25 protein-coding genes are annotated in these 19,570 nt (G+C 40.8%); 2 read left to right on the forward strand and 23 right to left on the reverse strand.

The features are described from left to right. The 19 genes from dxs to J2S05_RS18520 form a co-directional block, all read right to left on the reverse strand. The gene (gene dxs, locus J2S05_RS18430) at positions 1-1,890 is read right to left on the reverse strand and encodes a 1-deoxy-D-xylulose-5-phosphate synthase (protein ID WP_306985424.1); all 1,890 of its coding nucleotides are present in this window, start codon (positions 1,888-1,890) and stop codon (positions 1-3) included. A 212-nt stretch (positions 1,891-2,102) separates the two neighbouring features. After that, a complete protein-coding gene (locus J2S05_RS18435; RefSeq protein WP_306985426.1) occupies positions 2,103-2,984 on the reverse strand; it encodes a polyprenyl synthetase family protein in 882 nt (293 codons plus the stop codon). Next, entirely contained in the window at positions 2,981-3,229 is a 249-nt protein-coding gene (xseB, locus tag J2S05_RS18440; RefSeq protein ID WP_306985554.1) for an exodeoxyribonuclease VII small subunit, read from the reverse strand. Before xseB ends, J2S05_RS18435 begins: the two co-directional genes overlap by 4 nt. Beyond that, entirely contained in the window at positions 3,216-4,583 is a 1,368-nt protein-coding gene (gene xseA, locus J2S05_RS18445) for an exodeoxyribonuclease VII large subunit (RefSeq protein WP_306985428.1), read from the reverse strand. The genes xseB and xseA overlap by 14 nt, the downstream gene beginning before the upstream one ends. Positions 4,584-4,594: 11 nt before the next feature. Further along, a complete protein-coding gene (folD, locus tag J2S05_RS18450) occupies positions 4,595-5,443 on the reverse strand; it encodes a bifunctional methylenetetrahydrofolate dehydrogenase/methenyltetrahydrofolate cyclohydrolase FolD (protein ID WP_306985430.1) in 849 nt (282 codons plus the stop codon). 35 nt (positions 5,444-5,478) lie between these two features. After that, positions 5,479-5,883: a transcription antitermination factor NusB gene (nusB, locus tag J2S05_RS18455; protein ID WP_306985432.1), complete on the reverse strand. Its 405-nt coding sequence runs from the start codon at positions 5,881-5,883 to the stop codon at positions 5,479-5,481. Between the two features lie 186 nt (positions 5,884-6,069). After that, positions 6,070-6,465 (reverse strand): Asp23/Gls24 family envelope stress response protein, encoded by a 396-nt coding sequence (locus J2S05_RS18460; protein WP_306985434.1) that lies wholly within the window; start codon positions 6,463-6,465, stop codon positions 6,070-6,072. A gap of 21 nt (positions 6,466-6,486) precedes the next feature. Beyond that, the gene (accC, locus tag J2S05_RS18465; RefSeq protein ID WP_306985436.1) at positions 6,487-7,854 is read right to left on the reverse strand and encodes an acetyl-CoA carboxylase biotin carboxylase subunit; all 1,368 of its coding nucleotides are present in this window, start codon (positions 7,852-7,854) and stop codon (positions 6,487-6,489) included. A 21-nt stretch (positions 7,855-7,875) separates the two neighbouring features. Next, complete coding sequence (gene accB / locus J2S05_RS18470; protein WP_306985439.1) at positions 7,876-8,352, reverse strand: acetyl-CoA carboxylase biotin carboxyl carrier protein; 477 nt, start codon at positions 8,350-8,352, stop codon at positions 7,876-7,878. Positions 8,353-8,508: 156 nt separating this feature from the next. Then, positions 8,509-8,880, reverse strand: coding sequence for a hypothetical protein (locus tag J2S05_RS18475; RefSeq protein ID WP_306985441.1), 372 nt, complete (start codon positions 8,878-8,880; stop codon positions 8,509-8,511). Positions 8,881-9,101: 221 nt separating this feature from the next. Then, on the reverse strand, positions 9,102-9,671 hold the full coding sequence (locus tag J2S05_RS18480) for a SpoIIIAH-like family protein (protein WP_306985443.1): 570 nt from the start codon (positions 9,669-9,671) through the stop codon (positions 9,102-9,104). A gap of 2 nt (positions 9,672-9,673) precedes the next feature. Beyond that, positions 9,674-10,336, reverse strand: a complete 663-nt coding sequence (spoIIIAG, locus tag J2S05_RS18485) for a stage III sporulation protein AG (RefSeq protein ID WP_306985445.1) — start codon at positions 10,334-10,336, stop codon at positions 9,674-9,676. Continuing rightward, positions 10,317-10,964, reverse strand: coding sequence for a stage III sporulation protein AF (spoIIIAF, locus tag J2S05_RS18490; RefSeq protein WP_306985447.1), 648 nt, complete (start codon positions 10,962-10,964; stop codon positions 10,317-10,319). The genes spoIIIAG and spoIIIAF overlap by 20 nt, the downstream gene beginning before the upstream one ends. A gap of 11 nt (positions 10,965-10,975) precedes the next feature. After that, a complete protein-coding gene (gene spoIIIAE, locus J2S05_RS18495; RefSeq protein ID WP_306985449.1) occupies positions 10,976-12,175 on the reverse strand; it encodes a stage III sporulation protein AE in 1,200 nt (399 codons plus the stop codon). A 25-nt stretch (positions 12,176-12,200) separates the two neighbouring features. Further along, entirely contained in the window at positions 12,201-12,590 is a 390-nt protein-coding gene (gene spoIIIAD, locus J2S05_RS18500; RefSeq protein WP_306985451.1) for a stage III sporulation protein AD, read from the reverse strand. Between the two features lie 15 nt (positions 12,591-12,605). Continuing rightward, positions 12,606-12,812 carry a stage III sporulation protein AC gene (gene spoIIIAC / locus J2S05_RS18505; protein ID WP_010898943.1) on the reverse strand — a complete coding sequence of 69 codons (207 nt, stop codon included), beginning with the start codon at positions 12,810-12,812 and terminating at the stop codon, positions 12,606-12,608. 21 nt (positions 12,813-12,833) lie between these two features. Beyond that, positions 12,834-13,346, reverse strand: a complete 513-nt coding sequence (spoIIIAB, locus tag J2S05_RS18510; protein WP_306985461.1) for a stage III sporulation protein SpoIIIAB — start codon at positions 13,344-13,346, stop codon at positions 12,834-12,836. Then, positions 13,343-14,275, reverse strand: coding sequence for a stage III sporulation protein AA (spoIIIAA, locus tag J2S05_RS18515; RefSeq protein ID WP_306985463.1), 933 nt, complete (start codon positions 14,273-14,275; stop codon positions 13,343-13,345). Before spoIIIAA ends, spoIIIAB begins: the two co-directional genes overlap by 4 nt. Positions 14,276-14,287: 12 nt before the next feature. After that, positions 14,288-14,566 (reverse strand): YqhV family protein, encoded by a 279-nt coding sequence (locus J2S05_RS18520; protein ID WP_306985465.1) that lies wholly within the window; start codon positions 14,564-14,566, stop codon positions 14,288-14,290. 200 nt (positions 14,567-14,766) lie between these two features. Here J2S05_RS18520 and J2S05_RS18525 point away from each other — a divergent pair, with 200 nt between their 5' ends. Beyond that, positions 14,767-15,285: a shikimate kinase gene (locus J2S05_RS18525; RefSeq protein ID WP_306985467.1), complete on the forward strand. Its 519-nt coding sequence runs from the start codon at positions 14,767-14,769 to the stop codon at positions 15,283-15,285. Positions 15,286-15,306: 21 nt separating this feature from the next. Here the strand turns inward: J2S05_RS18525 and aroD are convergent, their stop codons facing one another. The 4 genes from aroD to J2S05_RS18545 form a co-directional block, all read right to left on the reverse strand. Next, a complete protein-coding gene (aroD, locus tag J2S05_RS18530) occupies positions 15,307-16,074 on the reverse strand; it encodes a type I 3-dehydroquinate dehydratase (protein WP_306985469.1) in 768 nt (255 codons plus the stop codon). 68 nt (positions 16,075-16,142) lie between these two features. Beyond that, positions 16,143-16,700, reverse strand: a complete 558-nt coding sequence (gene efp / locus J2S05_RS18535; RefSeq protein ID WP_306985471.1) for an elongation factor P — start codon at positions 16,698-16,700, stop codon at positions 16,143-16,145. A gap of 85 nt (positions 16,701-16,785) precedes the next feature. Further along, positions 16,786-17,856: a M24 family metallopeptidase gene (locus J2S05_RS18540; protein WP_306985473.1), complete on the reverse strand. Its 1,071-nt coding sequence runs from the start codon at positions 17,854-17,856 to the stop codon at positions 16,786-16,788. Between the two features lie 108 nt (positions 17,857-17,964). Then, the gene (locus tag J2S05_RS18545; protein WP_306985475.1) at positions 17,965-18,456 is read right to left on the reverse strand and encodes a YqhR family membrane protein; all 492 of its coding nucleotides are present in this window, start codon (positions 18,454-18,456) and stop codon (positions 17,965-17,967) included. A 142-nt stretch (positions 18,457-18,598) separates the two neighbouring features. On the opposite strand from J2S05_RS18545, the gene J2S05_RS18550 reads away from it, so the two are divergent. Then, positions 18,599-19,543 carry a DUF1385 domain-containing protein gene (locus J2S05_RS18550; protein WP_306985477.1) on the forward strand — a complete coding sequence of 315 codons (945 nt, stop codon included), beginning with the start codon at positions 18,599-18,601 and terminating at the stop codon, positions 19,541-19,543. Positions 19,544-19,570: the final 27 nt, after the last annotated feature.

The raw sequence follows: 19,570 nt of genomic DNA on the forward strand, positions 1-19,570 counted from the left end.
TTATGCTCTTTTCTGCTTTGCTGGTACAAGCTCAAGTAATTGGCTAATAACCGTTTCAGCATTTAGACCAATCTCATCAAGAAGCTTTGGTACATCACCGTGCTCAATATATTCATCAGGAATACCCAAACGTCTCACTTCAACTTCATGGTAGCCATATACATTAAAATGCTCAAGTACCGCACTACCAAACCCACCTTGAAGAGCTGTTTCTTCTATCGTCATAACAGGAATCTTCTCTTCTGCAAGTTTGTTAAGAAGCTCTACATCCATTGGTTTTACAGAGTTGGCATTAACGATTCGGACCGATAGTCCTTCAGCTTCTAAAGCTTTTACCGCTTCTTCAGCAACAGGAATCATTGTTCCGAATGTCAGGATACAGCCATCTGTTCCCTCGTGAAGCGTCTCCCACTTTCCAATTGGAAGTGTTTTAAACTCCTCGTCCATTTCAACGCCATACCCATTTCCTCTTGGGTAACGAACAGCAATTGGTCCATCGTTATATTCCAAAGCAGTGTGAAGCATATTCTGAAGCTCATTCTCATCCTTAGGATTTAGAATCGTCATATTTGGCAAATGGCGCAGATAAGCGATGTCAAAGACACCTTGATGCGTTTCTCCGTCTGCACCGACAAGTCCTGCCCGGTCGATTGCAAAGACCACATTCAGATTCTGACGACAAATATCGTGAACAAGCTGATCATATCCTCTTTGTAAGAACGTCGAATATACAGCAAAAACAGGTTTTAAGCCTTGAGTTGCCATACCTCCAGCCATGGTTGTAGCATGCTGTTCAGCAATCCCAACGTCAAACATTCGGTCAGGGAACTCAGCACCAAATGCATCCAGCTTCGTACCGCCTGGCATAGCAGCCGTAATCCCTACAATACGCTTATCGGCTTTGGCCTTTTTAATAAGCGTTTTTGCAAAAACCCCACTATAGCTTGGTGGACCTGGCTTAGTTACCACTTCACCCGATTCAATCTTATATGGTCCAAGACCATGCCATGTTCCTTTGGCATCATTCTCAGCAGGCTCGTAGCCTTTCCCTTTTTTCGTTAATAAGTGAATTAACACAGGTCCTTTAGTTTTCTTCGCATACTTCAGAGTATCCATTAAATCATCCATATCGTGTCCATCAACAGGTCCTAGATAGGTAAAACCAAGCTCCTCAAAGAAAACACCTGGAATAACCATATATTTCATACTATCTTTGAATTTTTCAGCTGTTGAGGCAAGTTTTCCACCAACTGCTGGAATTTTCTTAATGAAGCTTTCAATTTCGTCTTTTGCACGGTTATACTTGCCAGCCGTACGTAATCTCCCAAGTACACTATGCAAGGCACCTACGTTAGGCGCAATCGACATTTCATTGTCATTTAGAATAACAATTAAGTCTGTTTGCTCATGACCAATGTGGTTTAGTGCTTCAAAGGCCATACCGCCTGTTAAAGCTCCATCACCAATAACAGCAACTACACTTTCGTCTGTTCCTTTAATATCACGTGCTGCTGCCATACCCATTGCTGCAGAAAGCGATGTAGAACTGTGACCTGTTTCCCAAACGTCATGTTCGCTTTCATTTCTTTTCGGAAATCCGCATAAGCCTTTGAATTTACGTAACGTATCGAACTGATTAGCGCGACCCGTTAGTATCTTGTGAACATATGCTTGGTGTCCAACGTCCCAAATAAACTTATCCTTTGGGCTATCAAATAAATAATGAAGCGCAACCGTTAGTTCCACTACACCCAAGTTCGGTCCTAAATGCCCGCCAGTTACAGATAATCGTTCGATCAAAAAACTCCGAATATCCTTCGATAATTCTAGAAGTTCTTTTTTTGAATAGCCTTTAATTTCAGCCGGATCTTGAAGGTCTTCTAACCTCATCAGTATGTCCCCACTTTCAACTCAAACTTATTGTATAAAAAACTTGTCCAATTATTCATCCATACTTGGACCTTTGCCAATCGTTAATCCAATATTGTGCTCTTAGTATATCAAATATTGAAGCACTACCCCAAACCTAATCCTTTATTGAATAAAATCTACTCAAAAAAAAGACGATCCATCAACATGGAATCGCCTGAGACCAGCTACTTTTAATGATTTCGATATGCTACATATTTAGTCAATTCAATTAATAGTGACTGATCCATGTCCACTTCTTTTAGTGAAGACAGTGCGAGTGCAAGGTGATGCTCTAACCGTTGCTTTGCCCCATCCATCCCTAAAATACTCGGATACGTTCCTTTATTATTACCAGCATCACTACCGACCGGTTTGCCAATCGTCTCTGCATCTCCTTCAATATCAAGGATGTCATCCTTAATTTGAAATAAAAGACCTAGCTCGCGGCCAAAGTGACGAAGGTTTGCCTGGTCACGTTCTGATGCTCCAGCAAGTATTGCTCCTGCCACAAGAGAAACGACCATCAAATCTCCGGTTTTATGGTGATGTATTTGCTCTAATTCTTCAACAGAAAGGTCTTTATTCTCCCCTTCCATATCAGAAACTTGTCCACCCACCATTCCTTCAGCCCCTGCTGCACGTGAGAGTTCAGTCATTAATGAAACAACCTTTGACGGCTCTTCGGATATCGTTGATACCAATTGATAGCTGTATGTAAGTAAAGCATCTCCTGCTAATATTGCCTGAGCCTCACCGAATACTTTATGATTCGTTGGCTTACCACGACGTACGTCATCATCATCCATTGCTGGTAGATCGTCATGAATAAGTGAGTACGTATGAATCATTTCAATGGCACAGGCCATCTCTAGCCCCTTCTCAACTGGCTGATTAAACCCTTTAAGCACGGAAAGTAATAACACCGGACGGATGCGTTTACCTCCTGCTTCAAGTGAATAAATCATTGATTTCTTTAATGATTCAGGCGCGAGAAGAGAATCAATTAACTCAGGAAGTTTTGCTTCAATCTTTTTTTTCGATTCGCTCATAAAAAACTGAAGTTCTGTTGTCACTCCTGGTCCTCCCCACTTAGATCAAGCTCTTCCAATTCCCCATCCTCATGGAGAATCTGATCCATTTGCTTCTCAATATGTTCAAGCTTCACATGGCATTGTTTCGACAAATCCATTCCTTGCTGAAACATTTCAATCGCTTGCTCGAGTGGAACATCTCCTTGTTCGAGCTTGTCTACAACTTGCTCAAGCTGTTCCATTGCTTCTTCAAAACTAATTGCTTCTTCTTTTTTAGTCAACGGTATCCCTCCTCGGTTTGTTTTTGACCTTCCCTGTGATTTGGCAGATATACGTTCCATCTGTCACCTGAAGCTCAATCATTTCCTCTGGTTCTGCTTGGTCTACTGATTTTATTAATTCACCCGTTATCTGTTGATAAGCCAAGCTATATCCACGATTCATGACCTTCAATGGACTTAGCAAATGAAGTTTTTCAACCTGGTTGGAAAACCGCTGTTGGCTATTAGCTAACTGTTGGGTTGCTTCACGCTTCATTGATTGCTCTTGGCGATCTAATTTTTCACGCACCTGCTTGATACGTTCACTTGGATGATAATGTTGAACCGTTCTTTTTAACTGAATAAAGGCTGTTTTTTTCATCTCGATGAGTCGCTCAGAAGAACGTTTCAACCGCTCCATCTGCGTATCCAACTCTTGTTCTTTCTGTCGAATAAGCTGAGCAGGATATCTAAAGGCATATGATTTTTGCAATCGTTCCAGTTGCCGTTTTTCTCGCTTCATCTGTTCACGCATCACTAAAAGCAACCGTTGCTTTTGCGCTGCTACCTTCTGCAGTAAATCAACTCGATTTGGCACTGCTAGTTCAGCTGCAGCAGTTGGCGTTGGTGCTCGTAAATCTGAAACAAAGTCACTAATTGTATAATCTGTCTCATGTCCTACTGCTGAGATAATAGGCACTTTTGCTTCGGCTATTGTGCGGACTACTTGCTCATCATTAAAAGCCCATAGTTCTTCAATCGATCCTCCACCACGACCTGCAATTAACACATCAAATACACCTGTGGCGTCTGCTTGCCTAATAGCATATTCAATAGATGCAGGTGCCTGGTCACCTTGAACTAGGGCTGGAATTAATGTGATTTGCGCCATTGGATAACGTCGCTTTAAGGTTGTGACAATATCGCGAACGGCCGCTCCTGTTGGAGAGGTGACAACAGCTATCCGGTTAGGGAAGACAGGGATTGCTTTTTTTCTTGAAGCATCAAACAATCCTTCTTCCTCTAACGACGCTTTAAGCTTTTCATAGGCTAAATAGAGACTACCGATTCCATCAGGTTGCATTTCTTTTGCATACAATTGATATTGTCCATAGGGCTCATAGACATTTACCTCTCCACGAATAAGGACCTTCATCCCACTCTCTGGCTTAAACGCCAGGTATCGGTTATGACCTGCAAACATTACGGCCTGAATTCGGGAATTTTCATCTTTAACAGAAAAGTACATATGTCCGCGACTATGTTGCTTAAAGTTTGAAAGCTCGCCACGAATCCATGTATCAGGAAGTAAAGAGTCTGTTTCGAGTATTCCTTTTATATACCGCGTCAGCTCAGATACGGACAAAATCGATTCAGACATATGATCCCTCCTTATGAACGGTTAAGGGCTGATTCGATCGTGTTTTCAAGCAACATGGTAATCGTCATTGGACCAACCCCACCAGGTACTGGTGTAATATGTGATGCTACGGTCTCTACATCATTAAAATCAACGTCTCCACAAAGCTTTCCATTCTCATCACGGTTCATACCAACATCAATGACAACCGCTCCAGGTTTTACGTCTTCTTTTTTTATTAATTTTGAAATTCCTACGGCTACAACAAGGATATCAGCTTGTTTTGTAATCGCATTTAAATCAGGTGTTCTTGAATGGCAATATGTGACTGTTGCATGTTCATTTAAAAGCAATTGTCCTACAGGTTTGCCGACAATATTACTTCTTCCAACTACAACAGCATGTTTGCCTGAGATCTCTATATTCGAAGCTTTAAGAAGCTCAATAATTCCGTGTGGAGTACAAGGAAGAAATGTCTTTTCACCTGTCATCATTTTTCCAATACTAATCGGATGAAAGCCGTCTACATCCTTGTTAGGACTAATCGCTTCAATCACTGCTTGCTCAGAAATTTGTTTTGGCAAAGGTAATTGGACTAAAATACCATCAATCGATGGATCGACATTTAATTCTTCTATATGTGCCAAAAGCTCTTTTTCAGTTGTCTCTGCAGAAAGTTGCTTCAAAACGGAGTGAATCCCAGCTTTTTCACATGAACGTTGTTTTGAACGAACATACGTCTGTGACGCTTGGTTGTCTCCAACTAAAATAACCGCAAGTCCTGGTACAATTCCATCACTCGCTAATTTCGCTACTCGTTCTTTCATTTCGGCTTGTTTAGTAGCTGCCAATTGTTTACCATTCATTAATTCAGCTGTCATTTCAATCACTCCGTTATTTGTAGTATAGAGATCTCTTATTTCTGCTCGTCGTTCATCATATCAACAGAGTTAGATAGTACACCGTTCATAAAACGACCTGCTTCTTCACCGCCAAATGCTTTAGCCAATTCAATTGCTTCATTAAACGTAACATTAACAGGGATATCCTCAATGTATTTCATCTCAAACAAAGCCATTCGGGCAATCGCACGGTCAACATGTCCCATTCGTTCAATGGTATAACCGAGAAGATTGCTAGAAATCCAACCATCTAGTTCTTGTTTTTTATCTATCGTTCCATGGACCAATTGATGAAAAAATTCAGTTGCCTGTTCTTCGTCATCCATGACACTGTCCATTGCCAGCTCAGGCTCTACTTTTGTTACGTCAATCTGGTACAGAGCTTGTGCCGCTCTCAATCTTGCTACCCGTCGATTCATATATATGAACTCCTTTATCATCTTAAAAAAATATCTGATGCCAGTCCTAGTATAACGCAATTTTTCATCAAGTGAAAACCGTTTTGTCGAAGTGACGCCTGTTTTAGCTTATTTTGTACAAAAAATAGTCTGGTTACATGCTTTCCAACATGCAGCCAGACTATTGTAAAAGACTTTCAAGCTATACTATTCGTCTTTTGCCGGTTCAGTTGATTCAAACTGTACACCAACTACATGAACATTAATGGCTTCCAGCTGAATAGCCGTCATCGTTTGTAGCGTTTGTTTAATGTTCATCTGAACAAGATTAGCTACCTCGGGTACAGAAGCACCATATACGATAATGACTGATACATCAACAATAATTCCACTTTCATCTAAATCAACCTTAACGCCTTTACCATGATTCTTACGCCCTAAGCGTTCGGCAACATCTGTAGCAAAACTACCTCGCAACGTGGCAATGCCTTCTACTTCTTGCGCAGCGATCCCAGCAATAACTTCTATGACCTCAGGAGATATCTCGACCTTACCCAAACCGGACTTTTGTTCCTCTAGCTCCAAAATCTGATTGTCCTCCATAACGGCCTCCTCTTTTTGAAATTAATGATTCCCTTTATCGGATGGCATAACTTCATATTGCTCAATAAACTTAGTGTTAAATTCTCCAGAACGGAACACTTCATGATCAAACAATCGCAAATGGAATGGAATGGTTGTATCCACTCCTTCAATATCAAACTCTTCAAGTGCTCTTTTCATACGTGCGATGGCTTCATCACGTGTGGGCGCATGAACGATCACTTTTGCGATCATCGAATCGTAAAATGGAGAGATTTTGTACCCTTGATACGCAGCTGAATCAATCCGAACGCCAAAACCACCTGGAACTAAATATCTAGTGATTTGACCTGGTGACGGCATAAAATTCTTAGCAGGGTTCTCAGCATTAATACGGCACTCAATAGCTACCCCTTGAAATTGAACATCCTCTTGACTAAATGATAGAGGTTGATGATTTGCTACACGAATTTGTTCTTTAATTAAGTCAATACCTGTAACCATTTCTGTCACTGGGTGTTCAACTTGGATCCGTGTGTTCATTTCCATGAAGAAAAACGAACCATCGTTATGATCATAGATGAACTCAACCGTTCCTGCACCTACATAATCTACAGCTTCAGCCGCAGCTACAGCCGCTTCTCCCATTTCTTTCCGCTTCTCAGGAGTGATCGCAGGTGAAGGTGTTTCTTCTACTAATTTTTGCAGACGTCGTTGAATCGAACAGTCGCGTTCTCCTAAATGAATCGTATGGCCTAATTGGTCAGCCAATACTTGAATCTCAACATGGCGGAAATCCTCAATATACTTCTCAAGGTAAACGCCTGGATTCCCAAAAGCAGTTGCCGCCTCTTGTTGTGTAATATTAATACCTTTTTTTAGCTCTTCTGGATTACGGGCGACACGAATTCCTTTACCACCGCCACCAGCAGTAGCTTTTATAATAACAGGATAACCAATTTCTTCAGCAATTTCCAATCCTGACTCCGGACTTTGAATAATTCCATTAGAACCCGGCACGACTGGTACTCCTGCCTTCTTCATGGTTTCACGTGCTACGTCCTTTGTCCCCATTTGATTAATGGCATGCGGACTTGGTCCTATAAACGTAATGTTACAAGCAGCACAAATCTCAGCAAAATCAGCATTTTCAGCTAAAAACCCATACCCCGGGTGGATTGCATCCGATTCAGTTAAAGTAGCTACACTCATAATGTTAGTGAAATTCAAGTAACTTTGTGCAGACGATGTTGGCCCTATACAAAATGCCTGGTCAGCAAGCTTAACATGAAGAGCATCCTCATCAGCCTCTGAATAAACAGCAACAGTCTCTATGCCCATCTCTTGACAAGCCCGAATAATACGGACCGCAATTTCACCACGGTTAGCAATAAGTATTTTTTTTATCATCTTTTTTACCCAGCTCCTAGATTATTTCAGTTCGACAACAAATAAAGGCTGTCCGTATTCAACCAGTTCACCGTTTTGGGCAACAATTTCAACAATTTTACCGTTAATGTCTGCCTCGATTTCATTCATTAGTTTCATGGCTTCAACGATACATACAATCGAATCTTCCTTCACTTGATCTCCAACGGATACATATGCTCCATCATCAGGAGAAGGAGAAGAATAAAACGTACCTACCATTGGTGAAGTAACCGTATGAAGATTCTCATTCTTGCTTGTCTCTGCTCCGCTATTCTCTGTTGTTGAAACAGGAGTGGATGATACTGGTGCTTGTGGTGCCTCAGCCTGTCTTACAGGTTGATATGACTCAGTCTGAACAACAGCTCCAGTCTTCACCTTTTTTAATACCAGTTTCTTCCCATCTTGCTCATATTCTAATTCATCAATCGTTGATTGATCTACTGCTTGGATAAGGTCTTTAATATCTTGAACGTCCATTTGTATTATGTACAACTCCTTTATCATTCTTATCACACTATGCTGTCATTATAGCATAGGTTAGATGACTGAATAGTGATTGGTCATCACCAATCTATAACCTCTTTATTTCTCCAAAAAAACCCTTCATTCATTGAATAAAGGATCGATTTTGACTTATTCCTGCTCTTCAGAAATCGATTCTGTTTCTGCTTGATCCTTCAAAAGAGCTTCTTTCTTATATTGACGGAACACAGGAAATTCAGAAAGGTTGTCAGGAATCTTTCCATTTTCCAGAAGAATAATTTTGACTATGTTCTTATTTCGAGCCATATGATATTTTTCTTCATACTCATTCTCTTTTGTGTACTTTTTTAAGTTTGCATAGTCTTCTTCTTGAATAGAAACAGTAAATGCGTCTTCATCCTGTTCTTCAAACTGCTCTTCAAATCCCACTTCAAATTCAACAATCTGAATATGGTCATTCTTGATATTACGAGTCTGCTCTAAAACTGCCTTTGCACCCTCGGTTAAATCTGTCCATTCCATTATATATCGCTCCTCATAAACAAATTACACCTAAAGTATTATAACATGTCTTTACAGCGAATGCATTACTCCAATCATACAGGCTGACACCTATATGGTTCAATCACTCTAACATACAAAGGCTTCTATCAATCTTACCCTCATTTTTAGATGCAAATACGTTCATTCAAAGCAAAAAGCTGTCCCGCTGGCTTCGTCGGCCATGGGACAACTTTGTTTGCTTAATTTACTCCTGTATTGTGAGAAACTGACACATTATTAGCTTGACCAAGCTTATCTTTAGCCAGCAAAATAATATCATTTGCTTCGGCGATGGATAGCTCATCCGCTTCGACCATGATTTGCACCTTGTTTTCTTCACTAATAACCAATACATTCTGATATCCTTTAGCTTTTACTAGTGCTTCTAGCGTCTCTTCACTTTGAGTAAGATTTAGTATTGCCATGCTTTTATCATGGGCTGCCACTTTCTCCTCTGGAGTTGCATCTGGAGAAGTTGTTGTTTCTACATATTGTTCTGCTTGCTGCGCGCGTGACTCTACTACTTTAATACGTGCAGCGGCATAGCTGTCTGCCGTTGATTCTGCTCCCGTTACTTCAAGGCTTCCTTCTTCAACCTCACCATCTGGTGTAACCTGAACCTCTAAGCCGTCTGGCGTTTCTTCCACTTGCTGCTGATCCTCATCCGTTACCGCTAAATTCGTTGGATCAGAAGTCACATAATAAACAGATAACACAATCACTAAACTTAACATCGTTAAAAGCCACACCGTTTGTTTTTTTAGAGCCATTTTTATTCCTCCTTAGATTTCTTAGGCATTACTGAGATTCGATGGACAGGCACGTCCAGCACTCTACTAACCGACTCCAACACCCATGCTTTTACTTGTGCATTCTCTACACCCTCTGCAACAACCAACACACCTTTAATGCTCGGCTTCTCTGTTTGAATCAACAAAGGTTCTTCCGTATCTCCATTCCGAACAATGACCGTTTGTTCATCAATGGTTTGATCGGTTACTTCCCTAGTACCACCTTCACGATCTGTTTCGCTCGTTTGCTGGTTTTTGGAGCTTGTATTTTTCTCATAAATTTGTTTCTCTGTTTCCGCTAAATTAATCATGACCGATACATCGTTTAGTCCGACGATTTGTTCCAACGTCTCTCGAAGCTGATTCTCATAACTATCTTCATAGTCCTTCATGGTGTTTGGTTCCCCTGACTCTTTTTTAAATACTTCTACTTCTTCCTCCGTATCATCGGATTGGAATGCTGGTAGAACGGATTCTACTTGCTGTGAGTCAGGAGGGGCTGAAAATACTTGATTCAGAACCATTAACAAGATCCCAGCACATCCTAAAATAACAATGTATCGATAGTTTTTTCGTTTTCCTGGTTCCGATTTTTCTAGAAGCTTCTTCAACCAAGCAAATCCTTTAGGATGATCCTGCTTCATCGACCTGTTCTCCCCCTTCCAAAAAGAGCGTGATACGTTCTGTTGGAATCTCCCAACTTTCTGATAGGAATGTCTTTACAGGGAGCAGGTTAATAGAGTCCGATCTTCCTTCATGCTGCTTGGAGAGATCGATTTGAACGGTTTCAATCTCACTTCGGCTTGTCTGTTCAGCCGACTCTGATTGCACATCTCGGACAACTGCATGAATATCTACTACCTCCTCATCTCCCTGACCTCCCTGTCCCATTTCCTGCTTTACGTCTACGCTCGTAAATTCAAGTGAGTAGGTGTCTCGTAATGTTTCTTCTGCTTGTTCTATTAGCTGGTCAGCCACCTGTTCTGAAATATATGCAGCTCGTACCTCGTCTATTTCACTTTTTTGCAAATTTATTTGAGTTTCTATCGATTCTGTTCCGTATGGGTCCGTTGATTGTAAGTCACGCATCCATTTTTCAGTATCCACAGTAAAGATAGAAAGAATAGGTTTTAGCATTGCAACTAGAATGAGCAAGCTAATGACCATTTTGACGTAGCCTCTCATTGATGAATTAGGAAGAAGCATTTCAAGAATGATGGCTAGCATGATTAATAGGACTAATCCGGTTATCCAACCTGTTAATAGACCCACCTTCATCCCCCTTAACGCATCATAAAAGATAAATTACTCGCAGCAACCATTAACGTAATAGCCAGGAAAAACATCAAGCTAACCAAAGCAAGTGCCGCAAAAACATACATCACTGACTTCCCAATGATTGATAGACATTCGATAATCGGCCCGCCACCAAGCGGTTGCAAAACCGCTGCCGATAGATTGAAGATGATTCCAAGTGATAGAACCTTTAGTAATGGAAAAACACAGATCATAAAGAGGATGCCAAGTCCCGTCATACCAACCGTATTTTTAAGGAGAACCGACGCACTCATCACTGTATCTGTTGCGTCTGTAAACATCTTTCCAACCACCGGGATAAAGTTACCCGCAATAAACTTAGCTGTTCGGACCGTTAATCCATCTGTTGCTGCTGTTGACGCTCCCTGAACAGAGATTACACCTAGAAATACCGTCATAAAAATACCGAGCAGACCCACTGATATATTTCGTAAAAAATCAGCTAGCTTGGACACTTTATAATGGTCACTTAATGTACTAACAATGCCAAGAACAGCCGAGAAAAAAAGCAACGGCAAGACCAATTGATTCACAAGGATCCCACTGGTGTTCACGAGAAATATAATCAAAGGATGAAACAAAGCGGAAGAAGCTAGGCTTCCGATTGAAGCCATTAATGCCAACAAAAGAGGAAGAAGTGCTATCATAAAGTGGATCATGCTGTTAATCGCTTCCGAAGCGTAGGTAATAGCAACATAGAAACTGTTCATCGCTAGAATCATTAAAACAAGATACGTTACTGAATAAGCGGCTTTACTCACATTTTGGCTTTCAAACGCACTTTGAATGGTCTGGAGAATCTGACTGAATAAGGTTAAGAGAATTAACATACCTAAAAGCTTGCTGTTCACAATCAGTTCATGTAAGAGGAACTTTATTAATCCAAGTCCCCAGTCTTTTATCTGGAATTTTTTTTCACCAGTTATGAAATCCTTAAATGATCCCTTTTGACTTTCAGGAAGGAACCCACCATACTCTGTTGAAACCTCTTCCCAGTAGGATTGAATTTCATCTAACTGTAGCCGCTCAATCTGCCTATCTATAAATGAATGATCATCAGATGAAGTCTCAACTGCCTCCGCATCCTCTTCTCCTTCTGCATTCACAATACTTGGATAGAGAAGAAATAGAATTCCAGCTACTAAAGCTATCATCCACCGGCGCATGAGTACCCCCTCCATTCATTCTTAATTATCCAGGTAGCAAAGATAAAACCATTTCTATTACCGCTTTAATGATCGGAATCGCTAGAACAAGGATTAGCACCTTACCAGCCAGTTCAATCTTAGAAGCCATGGAAGCCTGTCCAGCATCTTTGGCAATTTGTGCACCAAACTCAGCAATATAAGCGATACCAATTATTTTTAGAATCGTTTGCAGATACATGATATGTACATTTGCATCTGCCGCAATACTTTCAAGTAACTGAATCACTTTGACAAGCTCGTCTACAACAAATAAAAAGATCATGACACCCGCAAAAAGGGTCACAAAAAATGCGAATATTGGTTTTTGCTCACGAACGACAAGAGCAAGAAAGGTTGCGATTAGACCAATTCCAACGATTTGAATAATGTCCATCGCAATTCTCCTTTCTTATCCTTGAAAAAGGAACACGCCTCTAATTTTTTGAAAGAGATCATCTACAATCGTCGCAACCATATACAACACGACAACAAAACCAATTAAGGTCACCCAATGGGCCCAATCTTCTTTTCCCATCTGCTTTAAAACGGTATGAATCATTGCTACCACGATGCCAATTCCTGCAATTTGAAAGATTGTATTCACATCGTATGCCAAATGCCACCCCTCCTTTTTTCGCTAAAGCATTAGAATGACAATCAGCAGACCTCCAAGAAAGCCCAAGCTTTTCAGCATCTTTTCATAACGAAGCTGATTTTCTTTCGCCTCAGCTTCCTCTCGATCAAGATGGACCATCGTTAGTTTAATCTGCTTCTGCTGCTGATCACGATCTTGCTGTCCAAGAGTCTGACCAAACTGACTTAATACTTCACGCTCTCCCTTTAACAAACTCGTTGACTGCCAGACCTCTTCTAAACTTTGTTCCCATGCAATATGAGCAGATTCACCTTTCGACTCGAGTTTGTGGGCAAAATGTTCAAATAAATGATTAATCGGATAAGCTAATTGCTTTGATAGATGGATACTTGCTTCAGCGAGTGGGGTGAGTCCGTATAGCATTTCAGCTTCAAGTGCCTGAATGCCTACCTTTAGCTGCCTTAATTGCTTCGGCCGATCACTCATACGTTTTGCTGCCTCAAATCCAATCCACGTACATGCTAAGATGACTAATATTGCACCGAGCCATTTCATAACACCTTGACCGAGGCTTGCCTGCCTATTGTTCTAATTTGTTTAATCCTGCCCGGATGATTACCTCGAGTCAGTTCCACACATCTCTCAAACGCTTTTTCTTCAAATAAGGACTTCAGAGCAGGGCGGACAGCCACTTCTTCAAGAGATGAACCGTGAGCGGTCGAGATCACACTAACTCCCGCATGAATCGCTTCCTGGACAGCTAGACAATCTTCAGGACGACCAATTTCATCTACAATTAACACGTCAGGACTCATGGAACGGATCATCATCATCATCCCTTCAGCTTTCGGGCAGCCATCTAAAACATCTACTCTGTTTCCAAGCTGATGCTGAGGCACGCCTTTTATACTTGAGGCGATCTCTGAGCGTTCATCTACAATTCCTATCTTCATTGGTGCAATACCTTTTGAACGTACACCTGTGCTAATAATCCTGGCCAAATCACGAAGAAGGGTTGTCTTCCCACTTTGAGGCGGACCAACAAGCAAACTATTTTTCCAGCCTCCCTGATAAAGAGAAGAAATTAGCTGTTCAGCTGAACCAACCATCTGTCTAGCAATCCGAATGTTAAAGGAACTAATATCCTTTAGCGTTTTGACCTCACCCTTTTCAAGAATGACCTTTCCCGCAAGCCCTACTCGATGTCCACCTTTGAGCGTAATAAAACCTCGTTTTAACTCTTCTTCAAATGCATATAATGAGTACTGACTTAGCTGGTTTAAGATAAAGCGCGCATCGACTGCCTGTACGATACAAGGTCCACCTCCATCTAAGCTTGGATAGATCGGAGCCCCTTCCGCGATGACTTCAAGCGGTCTACCAATCCGGACTCTTATTTCCTCTATTTTTTCCTCTAATTGCTTTGGCATATAGTGAAGAACTTCTCGAATCGTTGGCGGTAACACCGGAAGAATATCATCCATCTTCTTACCCTCCTAAAGTCTGGCTCCAATTAAAATACACACAGCTCCTGTGCCAATAAACATAAACTTCGGAATGGAGAGCTTGTCTGTTAGACCAACAAGACCAATTACAATCGATAGGATAAAAATGGTTGGGCCAATAAGAGCCAAAATACCATTTAGAAAAATCGCTTTCTCAATACTATTAAAACGTAGAATGAGCCCTGCTACTGTGATCTCAATTAAGCCCGAAAGAACTCGGAGCAATACCATGATTAGTAGCGTCCATTCCACAGCAACAAACCATTTCACCTCAACCCCTCCTACCATGTCCATGTTCTCTTACATCGTATGAGCAGAAGGACGAGTTCAGAACAAGGAACAATACAAACTTAGCCTAAGCATGACCAACCCTTCTTTTCATCCACGTCTTTTGCTATACTAAAAAACAGTTCGATTCAGTTCGAGATTCGAGATCGTTATCCTATAGATATAGAGAGTAGTGGACACATATGAGACCTAGTAGTAAAAACATTATTTTGATTGGTTTTATGGGAGTGGGGAAAACAACCATTGGCAAGGAATTAGCACGCCTTTTGCAACGTGAATTTGTTGATCTAGATCAAGCCATTGAAGCTGATGCAAACCAAACCGTGCTTGAAATTTTCCAAAATGAAGGGGAAGAGGCATTTCGTAAAAGGGAAAACACAAAATTTATGGAGTTGTTTGAAAGCGATAATCGGATCATCTCTTTTGGTGGCGGTGCTTTTCTTCAATCCGATATTCAAAAAGTAAGTCTCGAGGACGGAATCGTTGTATTTCTAGATATCTCGTTTCCTTTATGGCTAAAACGCCTTCCTTCTTTGATTGCAGACCGTCCTGTTCTCCAAAATAAAAATCACGAAGAAATTCGTACGCTTTTTGTTTCGAGACGAGAGGTCTACCTTAAAGGTCATCATACGCTAAATACCGATCATATGAGCCCCATTCAAATTGCTGATAACATCGCAAAAACCATCCTACAAGCGTAAAGCTAGCAGGATGGTTTTTGTTTAGTTTTGCGTATATTTTTGAATGTTCTTTATCGATTCAATGGGAATTTGCCCTGGAGCTGAAGCCTGATGCCCAACGGCAAACGTCATGACGGATCCGAATTGATCGCCAATGATTCTTGTTGATACACCAAGCTTGCCCATCGCCATCGTAATAACAGGAACAGATAAGCTCATCGCTGCTTCCTGTGTCATTTCAAGCAAAGACAGGACATCCTGTTCTGAATGTGGCATAACAGCAAGCTTGACCAAGTCTGCCCCTACGGCTTCATTTGCTTTGAGAATCTGTAATAATTCTTCTTTGCTTGGCGTTTTTTCAAAATCATGCTTTGAAATGATAATCTTCACACCATAACGATTCGCTTTCTCAATAAGCTGTGTATGAGAAGTAAATCCAGCAGATTGTTCAATATCCAGCATATCAATTGAGCCTGATGAAATGAGCGCATCCAGAAGCGTCTCCTGTTGAGCTTTTGATAAAGTTGTTGATTGCCCCCCCTCCGCCATCGAGCGAATGGTGAACAATAACACCGTATTACCAATGACTGATCGCAGCGCATCAGCGGCCTCCAGAACCTCATTGACATCCTCTAAGGATTCAAAATAATCAGCTCGCCATTCTAAAACATCAGGATCTTTCGATAAAACAAGTTTTGCTTCTTCAATTAACTGTGTACTATTTATCCCTATTAGTGGTGAACAAATGGCTGCGCGATGAGTTGCCCCGAAGGTCACTTCGCGGACACACACCTCTTTGTTGTTAGACATATGAACCTCCTTGCTATTTCATTAGAAAAATATCCAGAACAACAAGTGTTCTGGATAACTTTTACTACTTAAGCTCTAGACATATATGAGCTGTTGCGCGTATCAATTAGAAGACGATCTCCTTGATTCACAAAAAACGGAACTTGAACTGTTAGGCCTGTCTCAAGCGTTGCTGGTTTTGTACCACCTGACGCTGTGTCTCCCTTAATCCCTGGCTCTGTTTCAACTACTTCAAGTTCAACTGTGTTAGGCACTTCTACACCTAAAGTCTCAGCTTGATAGCTAATCACTTGAACTTCCATGTTTTCCTTCAAGAATTTCAATTCATACTCAAGCTGATTAGATTGAAGCTCAAGCTGTTCATATGATTCTGTGTCCATAAACGTGTGCGTATCACCGCTTGCATATAGATACTGCATACGTCTGTTTTCAATGTGAGCTCTTCCAACCTTCTCACCAGCACGAAACGTTTTCTCTTGAATGTTTCCGTTACGAAGATTGCGAAGCTTTGAACGAACAAATGCAGCACCTTTACCTGGTTTCACGTGTTGAAAATCCATAACCTGCCAAATGCCATTATCCACTTCAATTGTTAATCCGGTTTTAAAATCATTTACTGAAATCATATTAATATTCCTCCGTATTCCCTGCATAATTTGCGGGATGGTTCCCACCCAATACTATACCACAGCTTGATACCAAGGTGGTTACCTATTCACCTACGTGGATCAGCTCTTTTGGAGAGGATGTAAACGAACGGTTCCCCTCAGCTGTAATTAAAATATCATCTTCTATTCTAGTTCCACCAACACCATGTACATAGATACCAGGCTCAACGGTAACGATCATCCCAGGTTCAAGTACAGTATTTGATTTAAACGATAGCGACGGAGCTTCATGAACTTCCATGCCTAAGCCGTGACCCGTTGAATGGCCAAAGTTTTCTCCATACCCTTTTTCTTTAATGTAGTCACGAGTAAGAGCATCTGCTTCTTTTCCTGTGATACCCGCTTTTATTCCATTCATTCCTCTTAACTGGGCTTCAAGCACTGTATGATAAATAGTATTCAACTCATCATTAATTTGACCGACTGCCAACGTACGAGTGATATCTGAGCAATACCCATTCAGATACGCACCATAATCAAGTGTGACCAACTCCCCTGATTCAATCAACTTACCACTCGCAACGCCATGTGGTAAGGCTGAGCGAAAACCTGATGCAACAATTGTATCAAAAGAAGAACTTTGTGCTCCCTGCTTGCGCATAAAGAACTCAAGCTCATTAGATACTTCAAGCTCCGTTAAACCAGGACGGATAAACGATGTAATATGCTTAAAGGCTGCATCTGCAATATCAGCCGCATTCTGAATGAGTTGAATTTCACCGGCATCCTTAATCACTCGTACACCTTCAACCAACCCACTAACTGGAACTAGTTGGCCATTTTCAATCGAAGTTTGTAATTGTTGAAATTGCTCATATGTAACATGACTTTGTTCAAACCCTAGTTTTTTGATTTTCAGCTTCTCTGCTTGCTTTCCAATTTCCTCAATAATTGCTGCTTTATGCTGTACAATTGAAAAGTCTTTGACCTGCTCCTTGGCCTGTTCAACATACCTAAAATCCGTTATAAATACGGCCTCTGTTTCAGTAAGTAAGACCACGCCTGCACTTCCAGTAAAACCAGTGATATAACGACGATTGTGTGGACTCATAATTAAAAGACCATCTACTGCGTGTTCCTTAAATTGACCTCGAATGGCTTCTATTCTACTCAATGTTACGCTCACTCCTTTTATGATGTGACTAACCTAGACTTTGTTTTCACCTATCCTAGTTTACCACACCCTATGTAAGGAGCGAAGCCACATGTTTGATAGGGCTTCCTAGACTGTTTCTTGTTGATTCTGCTGTTGATACTCATAAGAGATAGAGTATCCAACAAAAAGACCATATAGGAGGAAAAGACATAGCGATGTGATAATAGAATTGAGATCAAGATTTTGTACCGCTTTTAGTCCTGGAATAAACGGATTAAAAATATAAAAAACCAACACCCATAATAGGGCTCCAAATCCAACACCCGCCCACATCGACTGAAGCTTTTGGAATAACCACTTATAAATAAAAGCAATGAAGATAGACAAGAGAGAGATGGCAACTACTCCAACTACTTGACCAGTGTAGGTAACTTTCCAAGCCCCTAGAGCCCATGGCATTAATATTAATGCCGGTCCAAAGTGCATAAAATTAAAAAAATACCCAAACAATGCAACTAGAGACCATATAAGTCCTCCAAAAAAACCAATAAGAATGACCTTCGTATGAAATCGCATTGGTTTTTCGGTTTGATTTTGTTCAAATGGCTGATTATCCATCTATCTATCACCTCGGTTTAGTATAGCCCTGTGACATAGAATTTCATTCAAACAAGTTGACAAAGGATTTGTCATGGAGGAATTTCTTTGTTTCATGTAGAATAATAAGTATAAAGTAGAATGAAGAATAGGTTGGTGTAATATGGAAAGATCAACAAAACCAGTATATGGCGGCCAAGCCATTGTAGAAGGTGTTATGTTCGGTGGAAAGCATACAACTGTCTCTACGATTAGAAGAAAAGACGGTAGCCTAGAGTCATTTGAGGTTAAGCGCCAATCACCGGTTTGGATATCAAAAGCAAAAAAAATTCCTTTTATCCGAGGCATTGCTGGAATTGTTGAAGCAAGTATAAATGGTTCTAAGCATTTGAACTTCTCTAGCGATCGGTATGATGTTGATCCTGCAGATGATGAATCAATAGAACCAGAAGAGAAATCATCTAAATTAAATTTGATTCTTGGTGTGGCAGCAGTAGCTGTTCTGTCATTTATCTTTAGTAAGCTAATCTTCACGTTAGTGCCAACCTTTATTGCAAATCTGTTCACACCTATTTTTCCAGGTCACGTGGCACAGAATCTGTTGGAAGGCGGATTTAAGCTTATACTATTACTTGGCTATATCTATATCTTGTCATTTACACCTTTAATACGAAAAGTATTTCAATATCATGGGGCTGAACACAAAGTCATTAATACATTTGAGGCTGGCCTTCCTCTAACTGTCCGCAATGTTCAATCTCAATCCAGATTACACTATCGTTGCGGGAGTAGCTTCATCTTATTTACCGTCATTGTTGGTGTAGGAATCTATCTCTTTATTCCATTTGATTCATTAATGGAACGTATTCTGCAACGTATTATCTTAATTCCAGTTGTTCTTGGAGTATCTTTTGAAGTACTACAATTAACGAATCGACTACGAGACATACCTGTCCTAAAATGGCTTGGCTATCCAGGATTAGCCTTACAGCTTCTTACAACAAAAGAACCAAATGATACGCAAACAGAGGTCGCCATTGCCTCATTTGAAGAAATGTTAACAAGGGAACAGTCCTATACAACCCCTGCTAAAGCAGACATCGTTTAGGTTTATGACATCTTGGAGGTGAATAGA

Source organism: Alkalicoccobacillus murimartini, assembly GCF_030813245.1.
Lineage (GTDB): Bacteria > Bacillota > Bacilli > Bacillales > Bacillaceae_D > Alkalicoccobacillus > Alkalicoccobacillus murimartini.

What these genes read in the sequence shown, in the direction of transcription:
- nusB (WP_306985432.1), bottom strand. Translation starts at nt 5,883, where the DNA reads ATGAATCGACGGGTAGCAAGATTGAGAGCGGCACAAGCTCTGTACCAG.
- J2S05_RS18480 (WP_306985443.1), bottom strand. Translation starts at nt 9,671, where the DNA reads ATGGCTCTAAAAAAACAAACGGTGTGGCTTTTAACGATGTTAAGTTTA.
- spoIIIAE (WP_306985449.1), bottom strand. Translation starts at nt 12,175, where the DNA reads ATGCGCCGGTGGATGATAGCTTTAGTAGCTGGAATTCTATTTCTTCTC.
- J2S05_RS18525 (WP_306985467.1), top strand. Translation starts at nt 14,767, where the DNA reads ATGAGACCTAGTAGTAAAAACATTATTTTGATTGGTTTTATGGGAGTG.
- accC (WP_306985436.1), bottom strand. Translation starts at nt 7,854, where the DNA reads ATGATAAAAAAAATACTTATTGCTAACCGTGGTGAAATTGCGGTCCGT.
- spoIIIAD (WP_306985451.1), bottom strand. Translation starts at nt 12,590, where the DNA reads ATGGACATTATTCAAATCGTTGGAATTGGTCTAATCGCAACCTTTCTT.
- J2S05_RS18475 (WP_306985441.1), bottom strand. Translation starts at nt 8,880, where the DNA reads ATGGAATGGACAGATTTAACCGAGGGTGCAAAGGCAGTTTTAGAGCAG.
- J2S05_RS18550 (WP_306985477.1), top strand. Translation starts at nt 18,599, where the DNA reads ATGGAAAGATCAACAAAACCAGTATATGGCGGCCAAGCCATTGTAGAA.
- J2S05_RS18460 (WP_306985434.1), bottom strand. Translation starts at nt 6,465, where the DNA reads ATGGAGGACAATCAGATTTTGGAGCTAGAGGAACAAAAGTCCGGTTTG.
- efp (WP_306985471.1), bottom strand. Translation starts at nt 16,700, where the DNA reads ATGATTTCAGTAAATGATTTTAAAACCGGATTAACAATTGAAGTGGAT.
- spoIIIAA (WP_306985463.1), bottom strand. Translation starts at nt 14,275, where the DNA reads ATGGATGATATTCTTCCGGTGTTACCGCCAACGATTCGAGAAGTTCTT.
- dxs (WP_306985424.1), bottom strand. Translation starts at nt 1,890, where the DNA reads ATGAGGTTAGAAGACCTTCAAGATCCGGCTGAAATTAAAGGCTATTCA.
- J2S05_RS18545 (WP_306985475.1), bottom strand. Translation starts at nt 18,456, where the DNA reads ATGGATAATCAGCCATTTGAACAAAATCAAACCGAAAAACCAATGCGA.
- spoIIIAG (WP_306985445.1), bottom strand. Translation starts at nt 10,336, where the DNA reads ATGAAGCAGGATCATCCTAAAGGATTTGCTTGGTTGAAGAAGCTTCTA.
- accB (WP_306985439.1), bottom strand. Translation starts at nt 8,352, where the DNA reads ATGGACGTTCAAGATATTAAAGACCTTATCCAAGCAGTAGATCAATCA.
- aroD (WP_306985469.1), bottom strand. Translation starts at nt 16,074, where the DNA reads ATGTCTAACAACAAAGAGGTGTGTGTCCGCGAAGTGACCTTCGGGGCA.
- spoIIIAB (WP_306985461.1), bottom strand. Translation starts at nt 13,346, where the DNA reads ATGAAATGGCTCGGTGCAATATTAGTCATCTTAGCATGTACGTGGATT.
- folD (WP_306985430.1), bottom strand. Translation starts at nt 5,443, where the DNA reads ATGACAGCTGAATTAATGAATGGTAAACAATTGGCAGCTACTAAACAA.
- xseA (WP_306985428.1), bottom strand. Translation starts at nt 4,583, where the DNA reads ATGTCTGAATCGATTTTGTCCGTATCTGAGCTGACGCGGTATATAAAA.